This is a genomic window from Nonomuraea monospora (assembly GCF_039531895.1).
GTDB classification, from domain to species: Bacteria; Actinomycetota; Actinomycetes; order Streptosporangiales; family Streptosporangiaceae; genus Nonomuraea; species Nonomuraea monospora.
Genome location: NZ_BAAAQX010000022.1, coordinates 29872 through 45781, shown reverse-complemented (window position 1 = coordinate 45781; position 15910 = coordinate 29872). Strand labels below are relative to the sequence as shown.

Here is a 15910-nt window from a genome sequence, read left to right as displayed (position 1 = left end):
CGAGCACGCGGATCGGGTCAGGAGGCCGGAGTCGGGGTCTGCGTCGGCTCCTCGGTGGGGGTTTCGGTCGGAGTTTCGGTCGGGGTCTCCGTCGGGGTTTCCGTTGGCGTCGCGGTCGGCTCCTCGGTCGGGGTTTCGGTCGGCGTCTCCGTAGGCGTCTCCGTCGGCTCCGAGGTCGGCGGCTCGGTGGGGAGGTCGGTCGGCGTGACCGTCTGGGTCGGGGTGGGGCACGGCGTCGGGGTCTGCCAGTTCGGCACGATCCCCCACCACTGCTTGGCGCGCCGCCACTCGCTCTTGTTGCGCGGGTAGAGCCGGATGGGCTGCGACAGGTCGAGGATGTAGACCGCCCTGGCCGTCTGCCCGTCCGTGGTGGCCGTCACCGACACCCAGGAGTCCTGCGCGATCTGCCGTTCCTCGCCGTCGCGAAGCCGCACCTTGGGCCGGCGGGTGGCGTCCTCGATCGTGTACGCCTGCTCGAACCCGTCCTGGCTGCGCACCGTGATGGAGTCGGCCGCCAGCGCGGTCACCTGCCCGGTCTGGGTGAGCAGCGTGACGGTGCCGCACCCGTCCTTGGTGGCGACCGTGAACTCGCCGTGCATCGTGCCGACGAACGCCAGCGGGTTGATGGGCGGCAGTTGCTCGATGGGGATCGGCGTCGCGGTGGGCGTGGACGTGGGGATCGGCGTGGTGGTTGGTGTGGTGGTGGGGGTTTCGGTCGGGGTCGGGGACGGGGCCGGGGTGGCGGCGGAGGCCGAAACGGTCACCGCGAGGCCGCTGCTCGCGACGATCGCGATGGTGGCGATCTTCAGGAGATGTTGCGGGATCCGCCTGGGGCGGGGACGTTTCTCGTCCGGCTGCATGGGCGTCACCTGGTCCTCCACGGGTGTCGGTGGGAACGGATCGGGGACGGGAGCCCTCCCCGGCGCATGGCGGCGATCGCCACGGCGGCGTACGAAAAGGGCTGACTCGCGTCGTTTGTCGTAGGCGAACACGTCTGACTACGGCGCCGGCACCGCCCATTCGGTGGCGTCTGTGCCCGGCGCGGGCGCTAGCTCTGGTTGGACGTCGTACGGACTCGGTGGGTTCCCACCGGTTTCTTGATACTCGTCCCGTTAGTAGCGTCCGGCGTGTTCCAGCTTCGGCAGTTGCTCCGTGTGCTCGCAGAGCAGCAGCCGTCCGCCCCTGGCGAGCACCGGCAGGCACAGGCGCGCCGCGTGCGGCCGGGGACTGACGACGGCGAACAGGTGGCCGCGGTCGTGGGCGCGCCGCCCCGCCTCAAGCAGGACGCTCATCCAGCGGGTGCCCGTCAGCCGGCAGCCGGACAGGTCCACGGCCACCCGCGGATGCCCGTCCACGGCCTCGTCGAGCTGGGCGCGCAGCGCCGGCATCCGCCGGTCGTCGGCGGTGCCGGTGACGCGGACGACGGCCCAGCGGTCGTGCGTCAGAAGGTTCGACATGTAAGCCATGGCTCACTCACCTCACCTTGAGCAGGTGATCGGTCGCGGCCACGCCTCCGGACCCTCCTCATGCGAACACTACCCCTGCGCCGCCCGGCTAGCGGATCACCGGCGGTCCGGCGAGCTCGGTCAGGGCGCGGTGCAGATCGGCGGTGCCGGTGCCCGCCCAGCCCACGTACCCGTCGGGGCGGACCAGCACGAGGGGGCCGCCGGGCACGGCGGGCGGCTCGACCCGGACCCGGTCCTGCCAGCCGGTGACGTCGGCGTCGCCGACGAGGACGAAGCGGCGCTCACGCAGCGCCTCGTACAGGCGGTCGCCGCCCGCGAGCTGAAGGTCACCGGCGCGGGTGCCGACCAGCTCGTCCGCGCCGTGCGCCGCCGGGTAGTGGTAGCCGATGCCGCTGAGCTGCCCGGTGATCTTCTTGTGGATCTTGGGGATGGACAGCGCCTGGCGGGCGGCGAAACCGCGCAGGGCCTGCCCGGCGGCCGACTCGATCATGGCCGCCCTGATGATGGCGCCGCTGCTGCGCAGCACCGACCGGCCGACCGGGTGACGTTCGGCCTGGTAGGTGTCGAGCAGCGCCTCGGGCGCGCCCCGCAGCACGGCGGCGAGCTTCCAGCTCAGGTTGGCGGCGTCCTGCAAGCCGGTGTTCATGCCCTGGCCGCCGGCGGGGGAGTGCACGTGGGCGGCGTCCCCGGCGAGGAACACCCGGCCCGTCCTGTACTCGGGCACCTGCCGCTCGTCGCTGTGGAAGCGCGACAGCCAGCGGGGGTCGTGCATGCCGAAGTCGGTGCCCAGGGCGTGCCGGGTGACCTCGCGCACCTCGTCCAGGTCGAGCGGCGCGTCGTCGGGCACGGAGTGGCGGCGGTCCCAGGCGAAGACCCGGTAGTAGCCGTCGCCGAACGGGGCGACGAACGCGAACGCGTCGCCCACCCCGTTGACGGTCAGCATCTCGGCCGGCTGCTCGGCCACTTTCACGTCGGCGAGCATGATGGACTTCAGCACGGACTTGCCGGGGAAGGGCTGGCCGACGGCCTGCCGCACCGCGCTGTGGTATCCGTCGGCGCCCACGACGTAGGCGGCGCGGCGCTCGCCGGCCGGGGTGGTGACGGTGACGCCGGTGCCGTCCTGCGTCAGGCCGAGCACCTCGGCGTCGTAGACGATCTCGACGCCCGCCTTCAGCGCCCGCTCCAGCAGCAGGTGCTCCACGTTGTACTGCGGAGTGATCAGCAGGAACGGGAAGCGGCTGGGCAGCGTGCCCAGGTCCACCTCCACCCGCTCGAACAGCCGCACCTTGCTCAGCGAGGCGCCCATGGGCACCAGCCGGTCGGCCAGCCCGCGGGCGTCGAGCTGCTCCAGGGTGCGGGCGTGCACGCCGAACGCGCGGGAGAGGTTGGACACCTTGCCGTCACGGCGCTCCAGGACCGTGACCTCGATGCCCGACTCCGCAAGGTCCCCCGCGAGCAGCAGCCCGGTGGGGCCTGCCCCTACGATGATCACCTCGGCCATGACGCCTTCCCTTCAGGTCAACGCTTGTTGGCACAACTTAATCACCGCCTCCGCACTGGTGTCAACGGTTGTTGGCAAACAAATGTGGGCACCTAGCGGACGCCTTCAGGCGGTGCACGCCCTGACCAGTTCGGGGACCAGTTTCCGCAGCAGCTCCTCGTCGCGCGGGTCGGCGGGCGCGTACTCGGTGATGCCCAGCCCGGCGATCTGGTGCCGGGCGGCGAGACCGGCGACGGCCTCGGCGAGCGCCTCCGCGGACAGGCCGTCCGGCTCGGGGTAGCCGACCGAGGTGATCCCGTCCAGCACGTCGAGGTCCACGTGCACGTAGACGACCGCGTCCGGGCCGATGGAGTCCAGGCCGCCGATCCCGGCTCGTTCGATGTGATCGGCCTCGGCCGGGTCCAGCGCGCGGGTGCCCGCCAGCGCGATCTGATCGGGGCGCAGGGCGGGGGAGCGGGCGAGGTCGGCGGGGCCCTCGCCCTGCAGCGTGCGCAGGATCATGCCGTGGAAGGCGCCAGAGGGCGAGGACTCCGGGGTGTTCAGGTCGCCGTGGGCGTCGAACCAGGCGACGTGCAGCCGGTCGCCGTGCCGGCGCAGCGCCGCCGTGACCGGCTCCAGCTCCACGCCGCAGTCACCGCCGACCGTGACGACGAACCCGTCCCGGGGGAGTGCCTCCCGCACCCGATCGGCCGTCCCGGCGAGGGTGCCGCCGGTCTCGACCCGCACGTGCGCGGACGCCCCCGGCACCATCGCGGCCAGCCGGGCGGCCCCTTCGGCCAGCCTGGGGGCGGTGGGCGACAACGATCCCCGCCACTGCGGCACCTCTACAACGGTCAGCATGTCGCTCTCCTCATCGGTGGGTGGACCGACAGTTTCGACCGAGCCGAACGGCAACGTCCACTTAGTATTCCTGCACTGATCTATAAGATGTGCTTGATGTTGGATCCGGTACGGCTGCGCCTGCTGCGCGAGTTCGCCGAGCACGGCACGATGACGGCCGTCGCCGAGGTGTGCGGCCTGACGTCGTCCGCCGTCTCGCAGCAGCTCGCCGCCCTGGAGCGGGAGGCGGGGGTGCCGCTGTTCGAGCGGGCGGGGCGGCGGGTCCGGCTGACCGCCGAGGGGCGGCGGCTCGTCCGGCACGCGCGCGTCGTCCTGAACGCGCTGGACGCCGCCGAGCAGGATCTCCGCTCGGCCTCGACGCCGCGAGGGCCGGTCAGGGTGGCGTGTTTCGCCACGGCGGCCGTCGCCCGGCTGCTGCCCGCCATCGCCACGGCCCGGGCCCGCCACCCTGACCTGCACGTCATCGTGCACGAGCTGGAGCCCCGCGAAGCCGTCGAGGCGCTGCGCGCGGGCAAGTGCGACGTGGCGGTCGCGTTCACCTACAGCCTGATCCCGGAGGAGCCGCCGGCCGGGGTCACCCGCCGGTTCCTCGGCGTCGAGCCGATGCTGATGGCGCTGCCCGCAGGCCATCCGGCGGCGGCCGGCGAGATCGACCTCCGGGCGCTGCGCGAGGCGCCCTGGATCGCGGGCTCCGAGGGGACCAGCGACCACGAGATGCTCGACCGCGCCTGCGCCCTGGCGGGCTTCCGGCCGAACGTCGTCCACACGGCCGATGACTACGCGCTCGTGCTGCGCATGGTGCGGGAAGGGCTGGGCGCGGGCCTCGTCCCCGAACTGGTCGCGACCGTCGTCGGCGTCCCCGAGGGAGTGGTGCTGCGGCCCATCGCCGCTGTCGGGATCACCAGGACCACGCACGCCCTCATCCGCGCCGCCACCCCGGCCGTCAACGCGGTGCTCGACCTGCTCCAGCAGTAAATCTACATTGTAAAGGCGCCGGGGTCGGGTCGCTTAAGCTTTTTTCATGGATCAAACCCCCCGCATCGACGAGACGAAGCCGCATTCCGCCCGCGTCTGGAACTACCTGCTCGGCGGCACCGACAATTACCCCGTGGATCGCGAGGCAGGCGAGAATCTGCTGCGCGCGTTTCCCGATTTCGCGCAGGTGGCGCGGTTGCAGCGCGATTTCCTCAAGCGGGTGGTGAGCTTTCTCGTCACCGAGATGGGGATCAGGCAATTCCTGGACGTCGGGGCGGGCCTGCCGACGGCCGACAACACGCACGAGGTGGCGCAGCGGCTGGCGCCCGAGTCGCGGGTCGTCTACGTCGACAACGACCCGCTGGTGCTGGTGCACGCGCGGTCGCTGCTGTCGGGGTCCGAGCCGGGGGCGACGGATTATCTGGACGCCGACGTGCGCGATCCGGACGTGATCGTGGCGGGGGCGGGCAGGACCCTGGATTTCTCCCGGCCGGTCGGGCTGATCATGCTGAGTATCGCGGGTCAGGTGCCGGAGTACGACGTCGCTGCGGGGCTGGTCCGGCGATTCGTGGAGGCGTTGCCGTCCGGAAGTCTTCTGGTGTTGTCGGACGGGGTGAATGCGAATCCGGCGTTGGTGGAGGCGGTGAACGCCTACAACCGGCAAGCCGCGTTCCCGTACACGTTGCGTGCGCCTGAGGAGGTGGCGGGGTTCTTCGAGGGGCTGGAGCTGGTGCCTCCCGGTGTGGTGCCGACGCCGCTGTGGCGGCCGGGGCCGCCACAGGCGTCGTCGGGTGTGGTCAGCGCGGTGTGCGCGGTGGGGCGTAAGGCTTGAGGGGTCAGGAGAGCCAGCGGTGGGCGTACGTGCGAGTCCAGCGGTAGGCGAAACCGTGGAAGCGGTCAGTAGAGCCAGCGGTAGGCGCGGATGATGTCGGCCGGGTCGAGGTCGGCGGCGCGGTTGGCGTCGGAGGTGCGCACGGCGCGGAAGGCGCCGACGATCTCGTCGCCGAGCGCGGCGCGGATGCGCGGGTTGCCCTGGAGCGCGTCGAGCTGCTGCTCCACGGTGGTGGGCAGCCGGTGGACGCCGTGCTGGGCGCGCCGCTGGTCGCTCCAGGTGGCCGGGTCCTCCTGGACGGGGCCGGGCAGGGTCAGGCCGTCCTCGATGCCGGCCAGGCCCGCCGCGATGACGGCGGTGAGGGCGAGGTAGGGGTTGGCGGCGGCGTCGGAGGGCTTGAGCTCGACGTTGGCGTGTCGCGGGCCGAGCAGCGAGGTGGACGGGACGAGGCGGAGCGCCGCTTCGCGGTTCTCCACGCCCCAGCAGGTGTAGGCGCCCGACCAGTAGCCGGGTCGCAGGCGTTGCAGGGAGGAGAGGCTGGGTGCGGTGATGGCGACGATGGCGGGCAGGTCGCGCAGCAGCCCGGCGAGGTAGGCGGCGCCTTCCGGGGTGAGGCCGGCGGGGCCGTCGCCGCCGGACAGGAGGTTGGCGCCGGCGCGGGAGAGCGAGGTGTGCAGGTGCCAGCCGTTGCCGACGTGCCCGGAGGTGACAAGCGGGGCGAACGCGGCGCGCAGCCCGTGGGCGCGGGCGGCGGCGTGGATGGTCTGGCGGGTGAGGAGCTGGCGGTCGGCGGCGGTGACGGGGTCGGCGGGAGCGATGTTGAGCTCGTACTGGCCGGGGCCGTACTCGCCGTGGAGCTGGCCGATCGGGATGCCGTTGCGGACGAGGTCGCTCAGGAGCTGCTCGGCGAAGGCGTCCACGGCGAGCATCTTGGTGGGGCCGTAGGAGGGGCCGTCGTAGACGGGGCGAGGGTCGTCGCCGGTGTCGCCGGCCGCGCTGAGGTGGAACTCGATCTCGTATCCGGCGCGCAGCTCGATGCCGATCTCGGCGGCCTGGGCGACCTGGCGTTCGAGTGCGGTGCGCTGGTCGTAGGGCCAGGGGGAGCCGTCGGCGGCGACCTGGCGGCCGGGGGCCCAGGCGAAGGCGGGCTGCCCGGCGAGCTGGACGACGCGGTCGGTGACGGGGAACAGGCGGATGTCGCCGGAGGGGGTGCCGAGCGGGGGGTGGTCGAAGGTGATGGTGTCGTGGGAGTCGAAGACGGCGAACAGCGGGGTGATGCCGAGGCCGCGCTGGGTGGCGGCGGTGAACTGTTCGATGGGGACGGTGCGTGAGCGGGGGATGCCGTTGTTGTCGGCCCAGGTGATGATGACGCCGACGACGCCTGCTGCGGCGAGGTCGAGGTCGAGGGTCTGGGGGTCGGTCTGCGGTGCGCCTGTGGTGGTGTGGTCGAGCATCGGCATCCCCTTGTCGTGTGCGGCCCGCGTGGCACCTTATAGGTGGCGGGGGCCGGTGCGGGGGATGCCGCGCTCGGGAGTTTTGGCTGGTGGAGGGGTATGTCCGGGGTTGTGTGGCTTGTGTGGTGGCTTCAGCGGGGCGGGCCGGCGGTGATGGTGGCTCGGGCGTCGCGTACGCCGCCGCGCCACCAGCCCATGGCCTCGATCCACCACGTCATGCCGGCCGCGGTGTAGGCGTCGACGAAGCCGTCGGCGGCGCGTCCTTCGAGGGCGATGTCGTAGCCGTCGAGCGTGCCGCGCTGCTCGCCGAGGAAGTCGACGACCCGGGCGAACTCGTCCGGCGGGACGGGGCGGTCCTGGCCGTAGTCGTGGAAGGTGGGCATGGCGCCGTCCCAGCGGGCGGCCCGGCGGAAGCCTGCGCGGGTGGGCCAGCGGCCGGGGCACCAGATGGGGATGCGGGGGCGCTGGACGGGCTGCGGCGGGAGCTCCTGCCACAGCCGGGTGAGGTCGTCCAGGCCGCGGTCGAGCTTGGCGGCGCGGACCTTCAGGTCGGGGTCCTCGCCGAAGTCGGTGTACTCGGTGTCCAGGGAGCCGAGGCCCGCGCCGAAGACGAGCCGGCCGCCGGAGAGCCGGTCGAGGCTGGCAGTCTCCTTGGCGACGGTCTGGGTGCGACGGCGCGGGAGCGCCGTCATGAGGATGCCCAGGCGGACGCGGTGGGTGCGGGCGGCGATGGCGGACAGGGTGACGGTGGGGTTGGCGACCGGCCAGCCGGGGTCGTGGTAGAGGAGGTGGTCCCAGAGGTAGACGCCGTCCCAGCCGTGGTCCTCGGCGGTGACGGCGAGCTCGGTGAGGAGGGCCGGGTCGCCGAACTCGCCGACGTTGGGCAGGCCGATCGCGAAGCGCACCATGGTTCAAAGGTTATGGGTATTCAGCGGGGGATGAAGCCGCGGTAGACCACGCGCCGCCGCCACAGGACGGGCCACTGGCGATCGCGGATGCCGTTCAGGACGAGGGCGCTCATGGCGCCGGTGAGGAAGCCGCCCACGATGAGGCTCATGATGAGCATGAATGCGATGGCCATCAGAAATTCCCTTCGTCAGAAGTTGAATTTTGAACGTGATGGCGTGAACAGCGCCGGGTCACGCGGTATTCCGACGGGGGTTCAAGCAAGGCGGGGGGTCATGCAAGGCGGGGGGTCATGCAAGGCGGGGGGCCGGGCAAGGCGGAAGGTCTGTTCAGGCCGTGGGTGCCAGGTCGCGGCGGCGCAGGAACGCCAGCCCCGCTCCCGCCAGCCCCGCCGCCAGCACGGTGAGCCCGACCAGCGGCGCCACCGGCGACGAAGGCTCGTCCAGCAGCAGCGCGGGCACGTGCACGAACGGCGACAGCGTCGGCACCACCCCGTCGGCCAGCTCGAACTCCGCCAGCAGGTCCACGGCCAGGAACAGCCCGAGCGCGGTCCAGCTCACCGCCGCCGCCAGCCGGGGCAGCAGCCCGGACAGCAGCGTCGCGATCCCGACGACGGTCCACACCGCCGGCAGGTACGCCAGCGTCGCGACGGTGACCCCGGAGACGTCCCCGCTGGTGAGCCCGGCCGCCGCGCCCAGCATGCCCAGCAGCAGTACGGGGCCGCCGGCGGCGAAGGCGAGGTGGCTCAGCGCCCAGCGCAGCCGGCTGACCGGGGTGGACAGCAGCAGCTCGGCCCGGCCTGCCGCCTCCTCGCCCCGGGCCCGCAGGGCGGACACCAGCGCGGCTGCGGCCACGAGCTGGCTGAGCACGTACATGACGAAGGTGAAGAACACCTCCGAGATGCGGGCGCCCGGCCCGCCGACGGTCGCGGCCAGCTCCTGGAGCTGCGGCGTGTCGAGCTGGGCGTCCAGGCCGCGCGCCGAGACGCCGAGCAGCGCGCCGAGCAGGCCGAAGCCGATGGCGAAGCCGGCGAGGGTGGTGCGGTGCAGCCGCCCGGCCAGCCCGAACGCGCCCGAGGGGCCGCCGCCGGCGGATCCCGGGCGGGCGGGCAGGAGGCCGCCCGCGAGGTCGCGGCGGGTGGACAGCGCGTAGGCGGATGCGACGAGGGCGGCGGTGAAGGCCGCGGCCAGGCTCAGCACCCACCAGTGGTCTCCGGCGTACGGCCTGGTCAGGCGGACCCAGCCGAACGGCGTCAGCCACGCCAGGGCGGGCACGCCGCCGGTGTCCGCCAGCGCCCGCAGCGCGAACAGCAGCCCGCCGGCGGCGACGGCCAGGCCGCGCGCCGTGCCGGACGAGGCGGTGAGCTGCGCGGCGAGCGCGGCCACCGCGGTGAACGCCCAGCCGCCGGCGGCGGTGGACAGCCCGAACAGCAGGGAGGAGCCCGCGGGCAGCCCGGCGGCGACCAGGCCGGGCACCGACAGCAGGCCCAGCAGCAGGTTGGCGGCCAGGACGACGGTGAGCGCGGCGGTCAGCGGGGCGTGGCGGCCGACGACGCCCGAGGAGAGCAGCTCGCGCCGCCCGGTCTCCTCCTCGGCGCGGGTGTGCCGGGTCACCAGCAGGATGCTGACCAGGCCGCCGATCAGGGCGAGGGACGAGCCGAGCGTCCAGGCGGTCAGGCCGCCCACGCTGGCGGCGTAGATGGGGCCGCGGGTGGCGAGCTGGGCCGGGTTGCTCATGGAGGCGGCGGAGAAGGCGTCGCGGGCGGCCTGCCCGGCGTACAGGTCGGTGGTGGCGGCGGCGATGCCGGCGGGGAGCAGCGCGGTGATCGCGATCCACACCGGCAGCAGCACGCGGTCGCGGCGCAGGATCAGCCGGACCAGCGCCAGGGTGCCGGTCATCGGGCGGCCCCCGCGTAGTGCCGCAGGAACAGCTCCTCAAGGGTCGGCGGGCGGGTCGTCAGCGTGCGCACGCCCGCCCCGGCCAGCTCGGCGAGCACGGCGGTGAGGGCGTCGCCGTCCACCTGGAAGTGCGCGCGGGCGCCGTCGAGGGCCAGGTCGTGCACGCCGGGCAGGGTGGCCAGGCCGGGCGCGGGGCCTGCCAGCTCGGCCGTCACTGACGTGCGGGTGAGGTGGCGCAGCCCGGCGAGGCTGCCGGTTTCGACGGTGCGGCCGGCGCGGATGATGCTGACGCGGTCGCACAGCGTCTCCACCTCCGACAGGATGTGGCTGGACAGCAGCACGGTGCGGCCGTCGCGCTTCTCCCGCAGGACGCAGTCGTTGAAGACGGCCTCCATGAGCGGGTCGAGGCCGGAGGTGGGCTCGTCCAGGACCAGCAGCTCGACGTCCGAGGCGAACGCGGCGACCAGCGCGACCTTCTGCCGGTTGCCCTTGGAGTAGGTGCGGCACTTCTTGCGCGGGTCGAGCTCGAAGCGTTCGAGCAGCTCGGCGCGGCGTCTCGGGTCGAGGCCGCCGCGCACTCTGCCCAGCAGGTCGATGACCTCGCCGCCGGTCAGCGACGGCCACAGGGTGACGTCGCCGGGCACGTAGGCGAGCCGCCGGTGCAGCTCGGTGGCGTCGCGCCAGGGGTCGCCGCCGAGCAGCTCCATCCGGCCGCCGTCGGCGCGCATCTGGCCCAGCAGGACGCGGATCGTGGTGGTCTTGCCCGCGCCGTTGGGGCCGAGGAAACCGTGCACCTCGCCGGTGTTGACGGTGAGGTCCAGCCCGTCGAGGGCGCGGGTCCTGCCGAACGTCTTGACCAGGCCGTCGGCGTGCACTGCGGCGTTCATCGTTGCCCTTCGTACTTCTCCAGGCCGGTCCGCGCCTGCTCGAACAGCTCGCGGCCGAGGAACTCGGGTCTGATCAGGTCGAGCTGGGCCTTGCCGACGCGCACGGCGCCTTCCCGGCCGTAGAGGTCGGTGCCGAGGGCGCGGGAGACGTGCTCGTGCAGCACGGTGAGGCCGAGCTTCATCGCGGTCAGGACGGTGGCGCGGGCGCGGTGGTCGGTCCCGTCGGCGGGGTCGTCGCTCGCCAGGTGCTCCTCGGTGACGGTGACGAGGTCGTCGAACATGGCGGCGGCGGCCGGCGAGCCCTCCACGAGGGCGCGGCCGAGGTACTTCATCAGGGGCGGTGCGGTGCGGTGCACGCTGTCGACGAACTCGGGGTTCTCCAGGTTGCGGTCGGTGACGCCGGCGGTGACCTGGGCGCGGATGTAGGTCAGGACGTACTCGTCGCAGGCCAGCCGGAGGGCTTCCTTGGTGCCGAAGTGGTGCTGCACCAGGCCGGGGGAGACCTTGGCGGCTTCGGCGATGCCGCGGATGGTGGTGGCTTTCACCCCCTGCTCGGCGAAGAGCGTCATGGCGGCGTCGCGGATGCGGGCCCGGGTGGTCAGGTCCTCTTCGGAGATTGGTCGCACGACCAGGATTCTATACAGATGTATTGGAGGCGATGCAAGCGTTCAGGGAGCTGCTAGGCGCGTACGCCGACGAGCTTGACCAGGAACCGATCGACCTGCTCCTCCAGCGGCGGCCAAGCCATCGCGGGCTCGTTGACCCGCATCGACACCGCGCCGTGCACCGCCGCCCGCAGGTCGAGCGCGACCTCGGCGGCGTCACCGGCGGGCGCGAGCCCCTCGTCCATGCAGCGCCGCACGGCGGCGGTGGTCCGCACGGCCAGCTCCTGCTTGAACGCCAGGTGCATCCGCTGGTTGATGGTGCTCTCGTGCAGCACCTTGTACAGGCCGGCGTGGTCGCGCACCCACGAGCCGAGGAACAGCAGCCGCGCCCGCAGCCGGGCCACCGCGTCGCCGCCGCCGGCCTCGGCCGCCTCCAGGTCGCGCAGCAGGTCGCGGGTGCACTGTTCCAGGGCGGCGAAGACCAGCGCGTCGCGGTCGGCGAAGTGGATGTAGACGGACGTGGCGGCGATGCCGACCTCGCGGGCGACGGCGCGCAGCGACAGCGCCTCGTCGTCGCGCAGCTCGTCCAGCATCCGCAGGGTGGCGTCGATGATGTCGCGGCGCAGCCGTTCGCCCTGGCCGCGTTTGTTGCGGCCCCGGGTGGACGGGGAGGTCGGATCCATGATCGGCATTGTACGCAACGGCCGTTTCCTCACAGGTGTAGCGCTACGCGCGTCGCGACCGCCTGATCAGGGCCTCCGCGACGGCGAGGTTGACGACCCAGCCGAGCACCTGGCCGGCCGGGATCAGGCCGGGCGCGCGATCGGCGATGGAGGCCGCCGTCACGCCGAACGGGAGCTGCGCCAGCAGCATGAGCGGCACCACGATCCGCGAGGTGACGGCCAGGAACGTCAGCGCGTAGTTGCGCATCATCCACTCCCGGTGCCGGGCGAAGTCGCGGCGAAGCGCCGCCCGGTAGGCCAGAGCGCCCGTGACCAGCCACAACACGGCCGGGATGGTCAGGCCTACCTGCGTGACGAGGCGGCCCGACAGCAGCGCCACCGGGATCCCGGCCAGCGCGGAGGGCAGCACCCCGGCCAGCAGGTAGCAGCGCCCGATCGTGCGGTGGAGCCGCCGCCGCGCCCGTACGGACGGGACGAACTGCAACGGGCCCAGCACGAGCGCGACCAGCGCGGTGAAGACGTGCGTGACCAGCAGCGCGTAGTGCGCGCCGGAGCGCACATCGAGCCTGCTGTCGGCGAGGTCCAGCCCGGCGTACGGGGTGACGAGTACGGCGCCGAACACCACCGCGGCGGCCAGCATCACCCACACCTTGCGCGCACCCCTGGCAGGCCTCACCTTCATGTGATCAGCATGCGGGCGGCGCGGGCGCCGGGAATCAGCCCGGGGTCGACACCCGCGCTACACCTCCCGGCGTACGGCCACCGCGAGCGGCCTGACGGGCGCGCCCGTCGCGCCGACCAGCGGCAGCGGGTTGACGATGAGCAGGACCTCGCGGTGGCCGGCGTCCAGCAGCGGCCACAGCCGCATCGTCTCCACGATGTTGATCCCGGCCTCGACCAGGAGGATCCGGTGCACCGGCAGGGTGGCGTGGCCGCGTCCGGCGGGGATGTGCTCGAAGGCGATGCTCTCGCCGCCCACCAGGCGCGGGCGCCGCTCGGCCAGCCAGCGGCCGGCCGCGGCGCCGGGGCCTGGCGCGCCGCCGGACTGGCCGGTGAACAGCTCGCGCTCGCCCCAGTGCCGTGACCAGCCGGTGCCGATCAGCAGCGCCTCGCCGGGCCGCACCTCCAGCCCGCCGGCGGCCCTGTCCAGGTCGGCGGGGGTGATCTCGTAGCCGGGCGGCAGCGCGGGGACGCCGTGCGCGGCGGCCACGTCGAGCAGCACGGCGCGGCCCACGTATGGGTCGAAGGCGTCGATGCCCAGCTCCGTGAACCCGTGGTGGCCCTGCACCGACGCCGCGTCGAGCCCGCCGTGCAGCCTGCCCTCCTGCGAGACGTGGGCCAGCGCGTCGACGTGGGTGCCCACGTGGCCGCCCGTGACGATCACCTCGTTGGCGGCGGACCCGCCGTCGGGGCGCACCAGGTCGCCGTGGCGGCGCTCCAGCAGCATCCGGAACGGCACATGGTTGGGCGACTGGGGCATGCCGGTGCGCATCGGCTGGGCCAGGTCGAACACCTCGGCTCCGGCCAGCGCCTCCCACGGAACCTCCACGCCACGACATCCCTTCCTGGTGTTCCAATACGAGGAAAGCTGTTCCAAACTGTACGGCAGGAACGCCGCCGAGCAGCAGGGAATCCCATGCCGACGACCGAGCACCCCCGGCGCCGCGGCGCGGACGGCGCCAGCCAGACCGTCGCGACCGTCGAGCGCGCGGCCGACGTGCTGGTGCTGTTCGCCGACCCGGCCGCGCGCACCCTCGGCGTCACCGAGATCGCCGAGCGGCTGGAGCTGTCGAAGGCGGCGGTGCACCGGATCCTGGCGTCGCTGCGGCTGCGCGGCCTGATCGACCTGGACGAGCAGAGCAGGCGCTACTCGCTCGGCCTGACCGCGATGCGGCTCGGGCTGGCCTACCTAGACCGGCTGGACCTGCGCAGGCTGGCCGCGCCCGAGCTGGTCGCGCTGTCCACGGCGCTGTCGGAGACGGCCACGCTGTCGATCCGCACCGGGTACGCGCGCGTCTACGTCGACCAGGCCACCCCCAGCCGGGAGGTGATCATGGCGGTGACGCTGGGCGTGCCGTACCCGCTGCACGCGGGCGCCTCGTCGCGGGCGTTCCTGGCGTACCTGGCGGAAGAGGAGATCGACGACTACTTCGCCACGCAGCCGCTGACCCGCCTGACCGAGCGCACGCCCGTCGAGGAGGCCGCGCTGCGCAGGGAGCTGGCGGCCGTGCGGCGGCGCGGCTACGCCCGTTCGCAGGCCGAGCGGCAGCCGGGCTCCGCGTCCGTCGCCGCGCCGGTGCTCGACCACCACGGGCGGCCGGCCGGGGTGATCAGCGTGTGCGGACCGCTGGAGCGCTTCCGCTCCCAGGAGAAGCGGTGCGTGGCGGCGCTGCTGGAGACCACCCGCCAACTCTCGGCCCGGATGGGCCACACCGCCGCGGAAGGGACACCATGATGCGATACGACCTGCTCGTCAAGGGCGGGACCCTGGTCCTGCCGTACCACGGCGAGGTCCGCGCCGACCTGGCCGTGCGGGACGGCCGGATCGCCGCCCTCGGCGACGGCCTCGACGGCGGCGCGGAGGTGCTCGACGCCACCGGGAAGATCGTCTTACCCGGCGCGGTGGACGCCCACTTCCACCTGGGCATCTACCGCGACCTGGGGGTGGACGCGTTCGAGGAGACGCGATCCTCCCTGGTCGGCGGGGCGACGACGGTGCTGTCCTACTTCAGGACCGGTCAGCACTACCTCGGCAAGACAGGGCCGTACGAGGTGATCCTGCCCGAGGTGCTGGCCGCGGTCGCCGGCCGCGCCTGGACCGACTATGGCTTCCACCTGGCGCCGATGACCTCCGCCCAGATCGACGAGATCCCCGCCCTGGTCGCCGAGCACGGCGTCACCTCGTTCAAGTACTACATGTTCTACAAGGGCTTCGACCTGGCGGCCAACAGCCGCGACGCGCGGGCGTTCACCATGAGCGACGAGTACGACCTCGGCCACCTGTACCTGATCATGGAGAAGCTGGCCGCGACGCAGGCCGCCCACCCCGGCCGGCGGCTGTCGCTGAGCCTGCACTGCGAGCAGTCGGAGCTGATGCGCGTCTTCATCGACCGCGTCCGCGCCGGCGGTGGCCCCCAGAACCTGCGCGCCTACGCCCAGGCCCGCCCGCCGCTGACCGAGCAGCTCGCCATCGCCGAGGCGGCCGTGCTCGCCGGGCACACCGGCGTCGAGGTCAACCTGCTGCACCTGTCGAGCGCCGAGGCGCTGGAGGCGGCCGCCCGCACCCCGGCCAGGCGCGAGACCACCCTGCACCACCTGTGCCTGGACCACGACGACCTGGACGCGCGCGGCGGCCTGGGCGGCAAGGTCAACCCGCCGATCCGCACCCGCGAGCACAACGAGGCGCTGTGGGCGGGCGTGGCGGACGGGCGGATCGACTGGGTGGCCTCCGACCACGCCTGCTGCCTGGAGGAGCACAAGGGCGACGATCTGTGGCCGGCGCGGCCCGGGTTCGGCGGCACGGCGCTGCTGTACCCCGTGCTGTTCTCCGAGGGGCACCTGCGGCGCGGGCTGCCGCTGACCAGGATCGCCGAGGTCGCCGCCGCCGGCCCTGCCCGCGCCTTCAACCTGTGGGGCCGCAAGGGCGGCCTCGGGGTCGGCTTCGACGCCGACCTCACCGTCCTGGACCCGGAGCTGAGCAGGACCGTCAGCACCGACCTGCTGCTGTCGGGGCAGGACCACTGCCCGTTCGAGGGCGTCCGGGTGACCGGCTGGCCGGTGACCACGGTCGTCGGCGGCCGGGTGGCCTTCCACGAGGGCAAGACCGCGGGCGAGCCGTCGGGCTCGTACCTGCACCGCTGAGG

General features: G+C 73.1%; 17 protein-coding genes. 4 read left to right on the top strand and 13 right to left on the bottom strand.

Translation table 11 applies throughout. The features are described 5' to 3' along the window. Positions 1-17 precede the first annotated feature (17 nt). The 4 genes from ABD331_RS35310 to ABD331_RS35295 all read right to left on the bottom strand — a co-directional run bounded on the left by ABD331_RS35310 (position 18) and on the right by ABD331_RS35295 (position 3807). On the bottom strand, positions 18-860 hold the full coding sequence (locus tag ABD331_RS35310) for a hypothetical protein (RefSeq protein ID WP_344484703.1): 843 nt from the start codon (positions 858-860) through the stop codon (positions 18-20). Positions 861-1112: 252 nt separating this feature from the next. Further along, on the bottom strand, positions 1113-1457 hold the full coding sequence (locus ABD331_RS35305; protein ID WP_344484700.1) for an STAS domain-containing protein: 345 nt from the start codon (positions 1455-1457) through the stop codon (positions 1113-1115). A 97-nt stretch (positions 1458-1554) separates the two neighbouring features. Next, positions 1555-2967, bottom strand: a complete 1413-nt coding sequence (locus tag ABD331_RS35300; protein WP_344484697.1) for an FAD-dependent oxidoreductase — start codon at positions 2965-2967, stop codon at positions 1555-1557. A gap of 105 nt (positions 2968-3072) precedes the next feature. Then, positions 3073-3807: an arginase family protein gene (locus tag ABD331_RS35295; protein WP_344484694.1), complete on the bottom strand. Its 735-nt coding sequence runs from the start codon at positions 3805-3807 to the stop codon at positions 3073-3075. Between the two features lie 96 nt (positions 3808-3903). Here ABD331_RS35295 and ABD331_RS35290 point away from each other — a divergent pair, with 96 nt between their 5' ends. Together ABD331_RS35290 and ABD331_RS35285 are read left to right on the top strand one after the other, a co-directional pair. Then, complete coding sequence (locus tag ABD331_RS35290) at positions 3904-4782, top strand: LysR family transcriptional regulator (RefSeq protein ID WP_344484691.1); 879 nt, start codon at positions 3904-3906, stop codon at positions 4780-4782. Positions 4783-4828: 46 nt separating this feature from the next. After that, complete coding sequence (locus ABD331_RS35285; protein ID WP_344484688.1) at positions 4829-5614, top strand: SAM-dependent methyltransferase; 786 nt, start codon at positions 4829-4831, stop codon at positions 5612-5614. 65 nt (positions 5615-5679) lie between these two features. On the opposite strand, the gene ABD331_RS35280 is transcribed toward ABD331_RS35285, so the two are convergent. The 9 genes from ABD331_RS35280 to ABD331_RS35240 form a co-directional block, all read right to left on the bottom strand. Continuing rightward, the gene (locus tag ABD331_RS35280) at positions 5680-7068 is read right to left on the bottom strand and encodes a type I glutamate--ammonia ligase (RefSeq protein WP_344484685.1); all 1389 of its coding nucleotides are present in this window, start codon (positions 7066-7068) and stop codon (positions 5680-5682) included. A gap of 131 nt (positions 7069-7199) precedes the next feature. Then, a complete protein-coding gene (locus ABD331_RS35275) occupies positions 7200-7976 on the bottom strand; it encodes an LLM class flavin-dependent oxidoreductase (protein ID WP_344484682.1) in 777 nt (258 codons plus the stop codon). Positions 7977-7996: 20 nt separating this feature from the next. Then, a complete protein-coding gene (locus ABD331_RS35270; RefSeq protein WP_344484679.1) occupies positions 7997-8149 on the bottom strand; it encodes a hypothetical protein in 153 nt (50 codons plus the stop codon). Between the two features lie 154 nt (positions 8150-8303). After that, on the bottom strand, positions 8304-9872 hold the full coding sequence (locus tag ABD331_RS35265; RefSeq protein ID WP_344484675.1) for an ABC transporter permease: 1569 nt from the start codon (positions 9870-9872) through the stop codon (positions 8304-8306). Continuing rightward, a complete protein-coding gene (locus ABD331_RS35260; protein WP_344484672.1) occupies positions 9869-10759 on the bottom strand; it encodes an ABC transporter ATP-binding protein in 891 nt (296 codons plus the stop codon). Before ABD331_RS35260 ends, ABD331_RS35265 begins: the two co-directional genes overlap by 4 nt. After that, positions 10756-11385: a TetR/AcrR family transcriptional regulator gene (locus ABD331_RS35255; protein ID WP_344484670.1), complete on the bottom strand. Its 630-nt coding sequence runs from the start codon at positions 11383-11385 to the stop codon at positions 10756-10758. Before ABD331_RS35255 ends, ABD331_RS35260 begins: the two co-directional genes overlap by 4 nt. Positions 11386-11438: 53 nt before the next feature. Beyond that, the gene (locus ABD331_RS35250; RefSeq protein WP_344484667.1) at positions 11439-12047 is read right to left on the bottom strand and encodes a TetR/AcrR family transcriptional regulator; all 609 of its coding nucleotides are present in this window, start codon (positions 12045-12047) and stop codon (positions 11439-11441) included. 43 nt (positions 12048-12090) lie between these two features. After that, positions 12091-12729: a DUF2306 domain-containing protein gene (locus ABD331_RS35245; RefSeq protein WP_344484664.1), complete on the bottom strand. Its 639-nt coding sequence runs from the start codon at positions 12727-12729 to the stop codon at positions 12091-12093. Positions 12730-12786: 57 nt separating this feature from the next. Then, positions 12787-13596 (bottom strand): cyclase family protein, encoded by an 810-nt coding sequence (locus ABD331_RS35240; RefSeq protein ID WP_344484661.1) that lies wholly within the window; start codon positions 13594-13596, stop codon positions 12787-12789. Positions 13597-13683: 87 nt separating this feature from the next. Between ABD331_RS35240 and ABD331_RS35235 the strand changes: the two genes are divergently transcribed. Beyond that, on the top strand, positions 13684-14502 hold the full coding sequence (locus ABD331_RS35235; RefSeq protein ID WP_344484658.1) for an IclR family transcriptional regulator: 819 nt from the start codon (positions 13684-13686) through the stop codon (positions 14500-14502). Continuing rightward, entirely contained in the window at positions 14499-15908 is a 1410-nt protein-coding gene (locus ABD331_RS35230; RefSeq protein WP_344484655.1) for a dihydroorotase, read from the top strand. The genes ABD331_RS35235 and ABD331_RS35230 overlap by 4 nt, the downstream gene beginning before the upstream one ends. The last annotated feature ends 2 nt before the right edge of the window (positions 15909-15910 follow it).

Excerpts from the sequence above, each read along its gene's own strand:
- ABD331_RS35275 (WP_344484682.1), bottom strand. The coding sequence starts at position 7,976 with ATGGTGCGCTTCGCGATCGGCCTGCCCAACGTCGGCGAGTTCGGCGAC.
- ABD331_RS35290 (WP_344484691.1), top strand. The coding sequence starts at position 3,904 with ATGTTGGATCCGGTACGGCTGCGCCTGCTGCGCGAGTTCGCCGAGCAC.
- ABD331_RS35265 (WP_344484675.1), bottom strand. The coding sequence starts at position 9,872 with ATGACCGGCACCCTGGCGCTGGTCCGGCTGATCCTGCGCCGCGACCGC.
- ABD331_RS35270 (WP_344484679.1), bottom strand. The coding sequence starts at position 8,149 with ATGGCCATCGCATTCATGCTCATCATGAGCCTCATCGTGGGCGGCTTC.
- ABD331_RS35310 (WP_344484703.1), bottom strand. The coding sequence starts at position 860 with ATGCAGCCGGACGAGAAACGTCCCCGCCCCAGGCGGATCCCGCAACAT.
- ABD331_RS35285 (WP_344484688.1), top strand. The coding sequence starts at position 4,829 with ATGGATCAAACCCCCCGCATCGACGAGACGAAGCCGCATTCCGCCCGC.
- ABD331_RS35260 (WP_344484672.1), bottom strand. The coding sequence starts at position 10,759 with ATGAACGCCGCAGTGCACGCCGACGGCCTGGTCAAGACGTTCGGCAGG.
- ABD331_RS35250 (WP_344484667.1), bottom strand. The coding sequence starts at position 12,047 with ATGGATCCGACCTCCCCGTCCACCCGGGGCCGCAACAAACGCGGCCAG.
- ABD331_RS35280 (WP_344484685.1), bottom strand. The coding sequence starts at position 7,068 with ATGCTCGACCACACCACCACAGGCGCACCGCAGACCGACCCCCAGACC.
- ABD331_RS35295 (WP_344484694.1), bottom strand. The coding sequence starts at position 3,807 with ATGCTGACCGTTGTAGAGGTGCCGCAGTGGCGGGGATCGTTGTCGCCC.
- ABD331_RS35305 (WP_344484700.1), bottom strand. The coding sequence starts at position 1,457 with ATGTCGAACCTTCTGACGCACGACCGCTGGGCCGTCGTCCGCGTCACC.
- ABD331_RS35300 (WP_344484697.1), bottom strand. The coding sequence starts at position 2,967 with ATGGCCGAGGTGATCATCGTAGGGGCAGGCCCCACCGGGCTGCTGCTC.
- ABD331_RS35245 (WP_344484664.1), bottom strand. The coding sequence starts at position 12,729 with ATGAAGGTGAGGCCTGCCAGGGGTGCGCGCAAGGTGTGGGTGATGCTG.
- ABD331_RS35230 (WP_344484655.1), top strand. The coding sequence starts at position 14,499 with ATGATGCGATACGACCTGCTCGTCAAGGGCGGGACCCTGGTCCTGCCG.
- ABD331_RS35235 (WP_344484658.1), top strand. The coding sequence starts at position 13,684 with ATGCCGACGACCGAGCACCCCCGGCGCCGCGGCGCGGACGGCGCCAGC.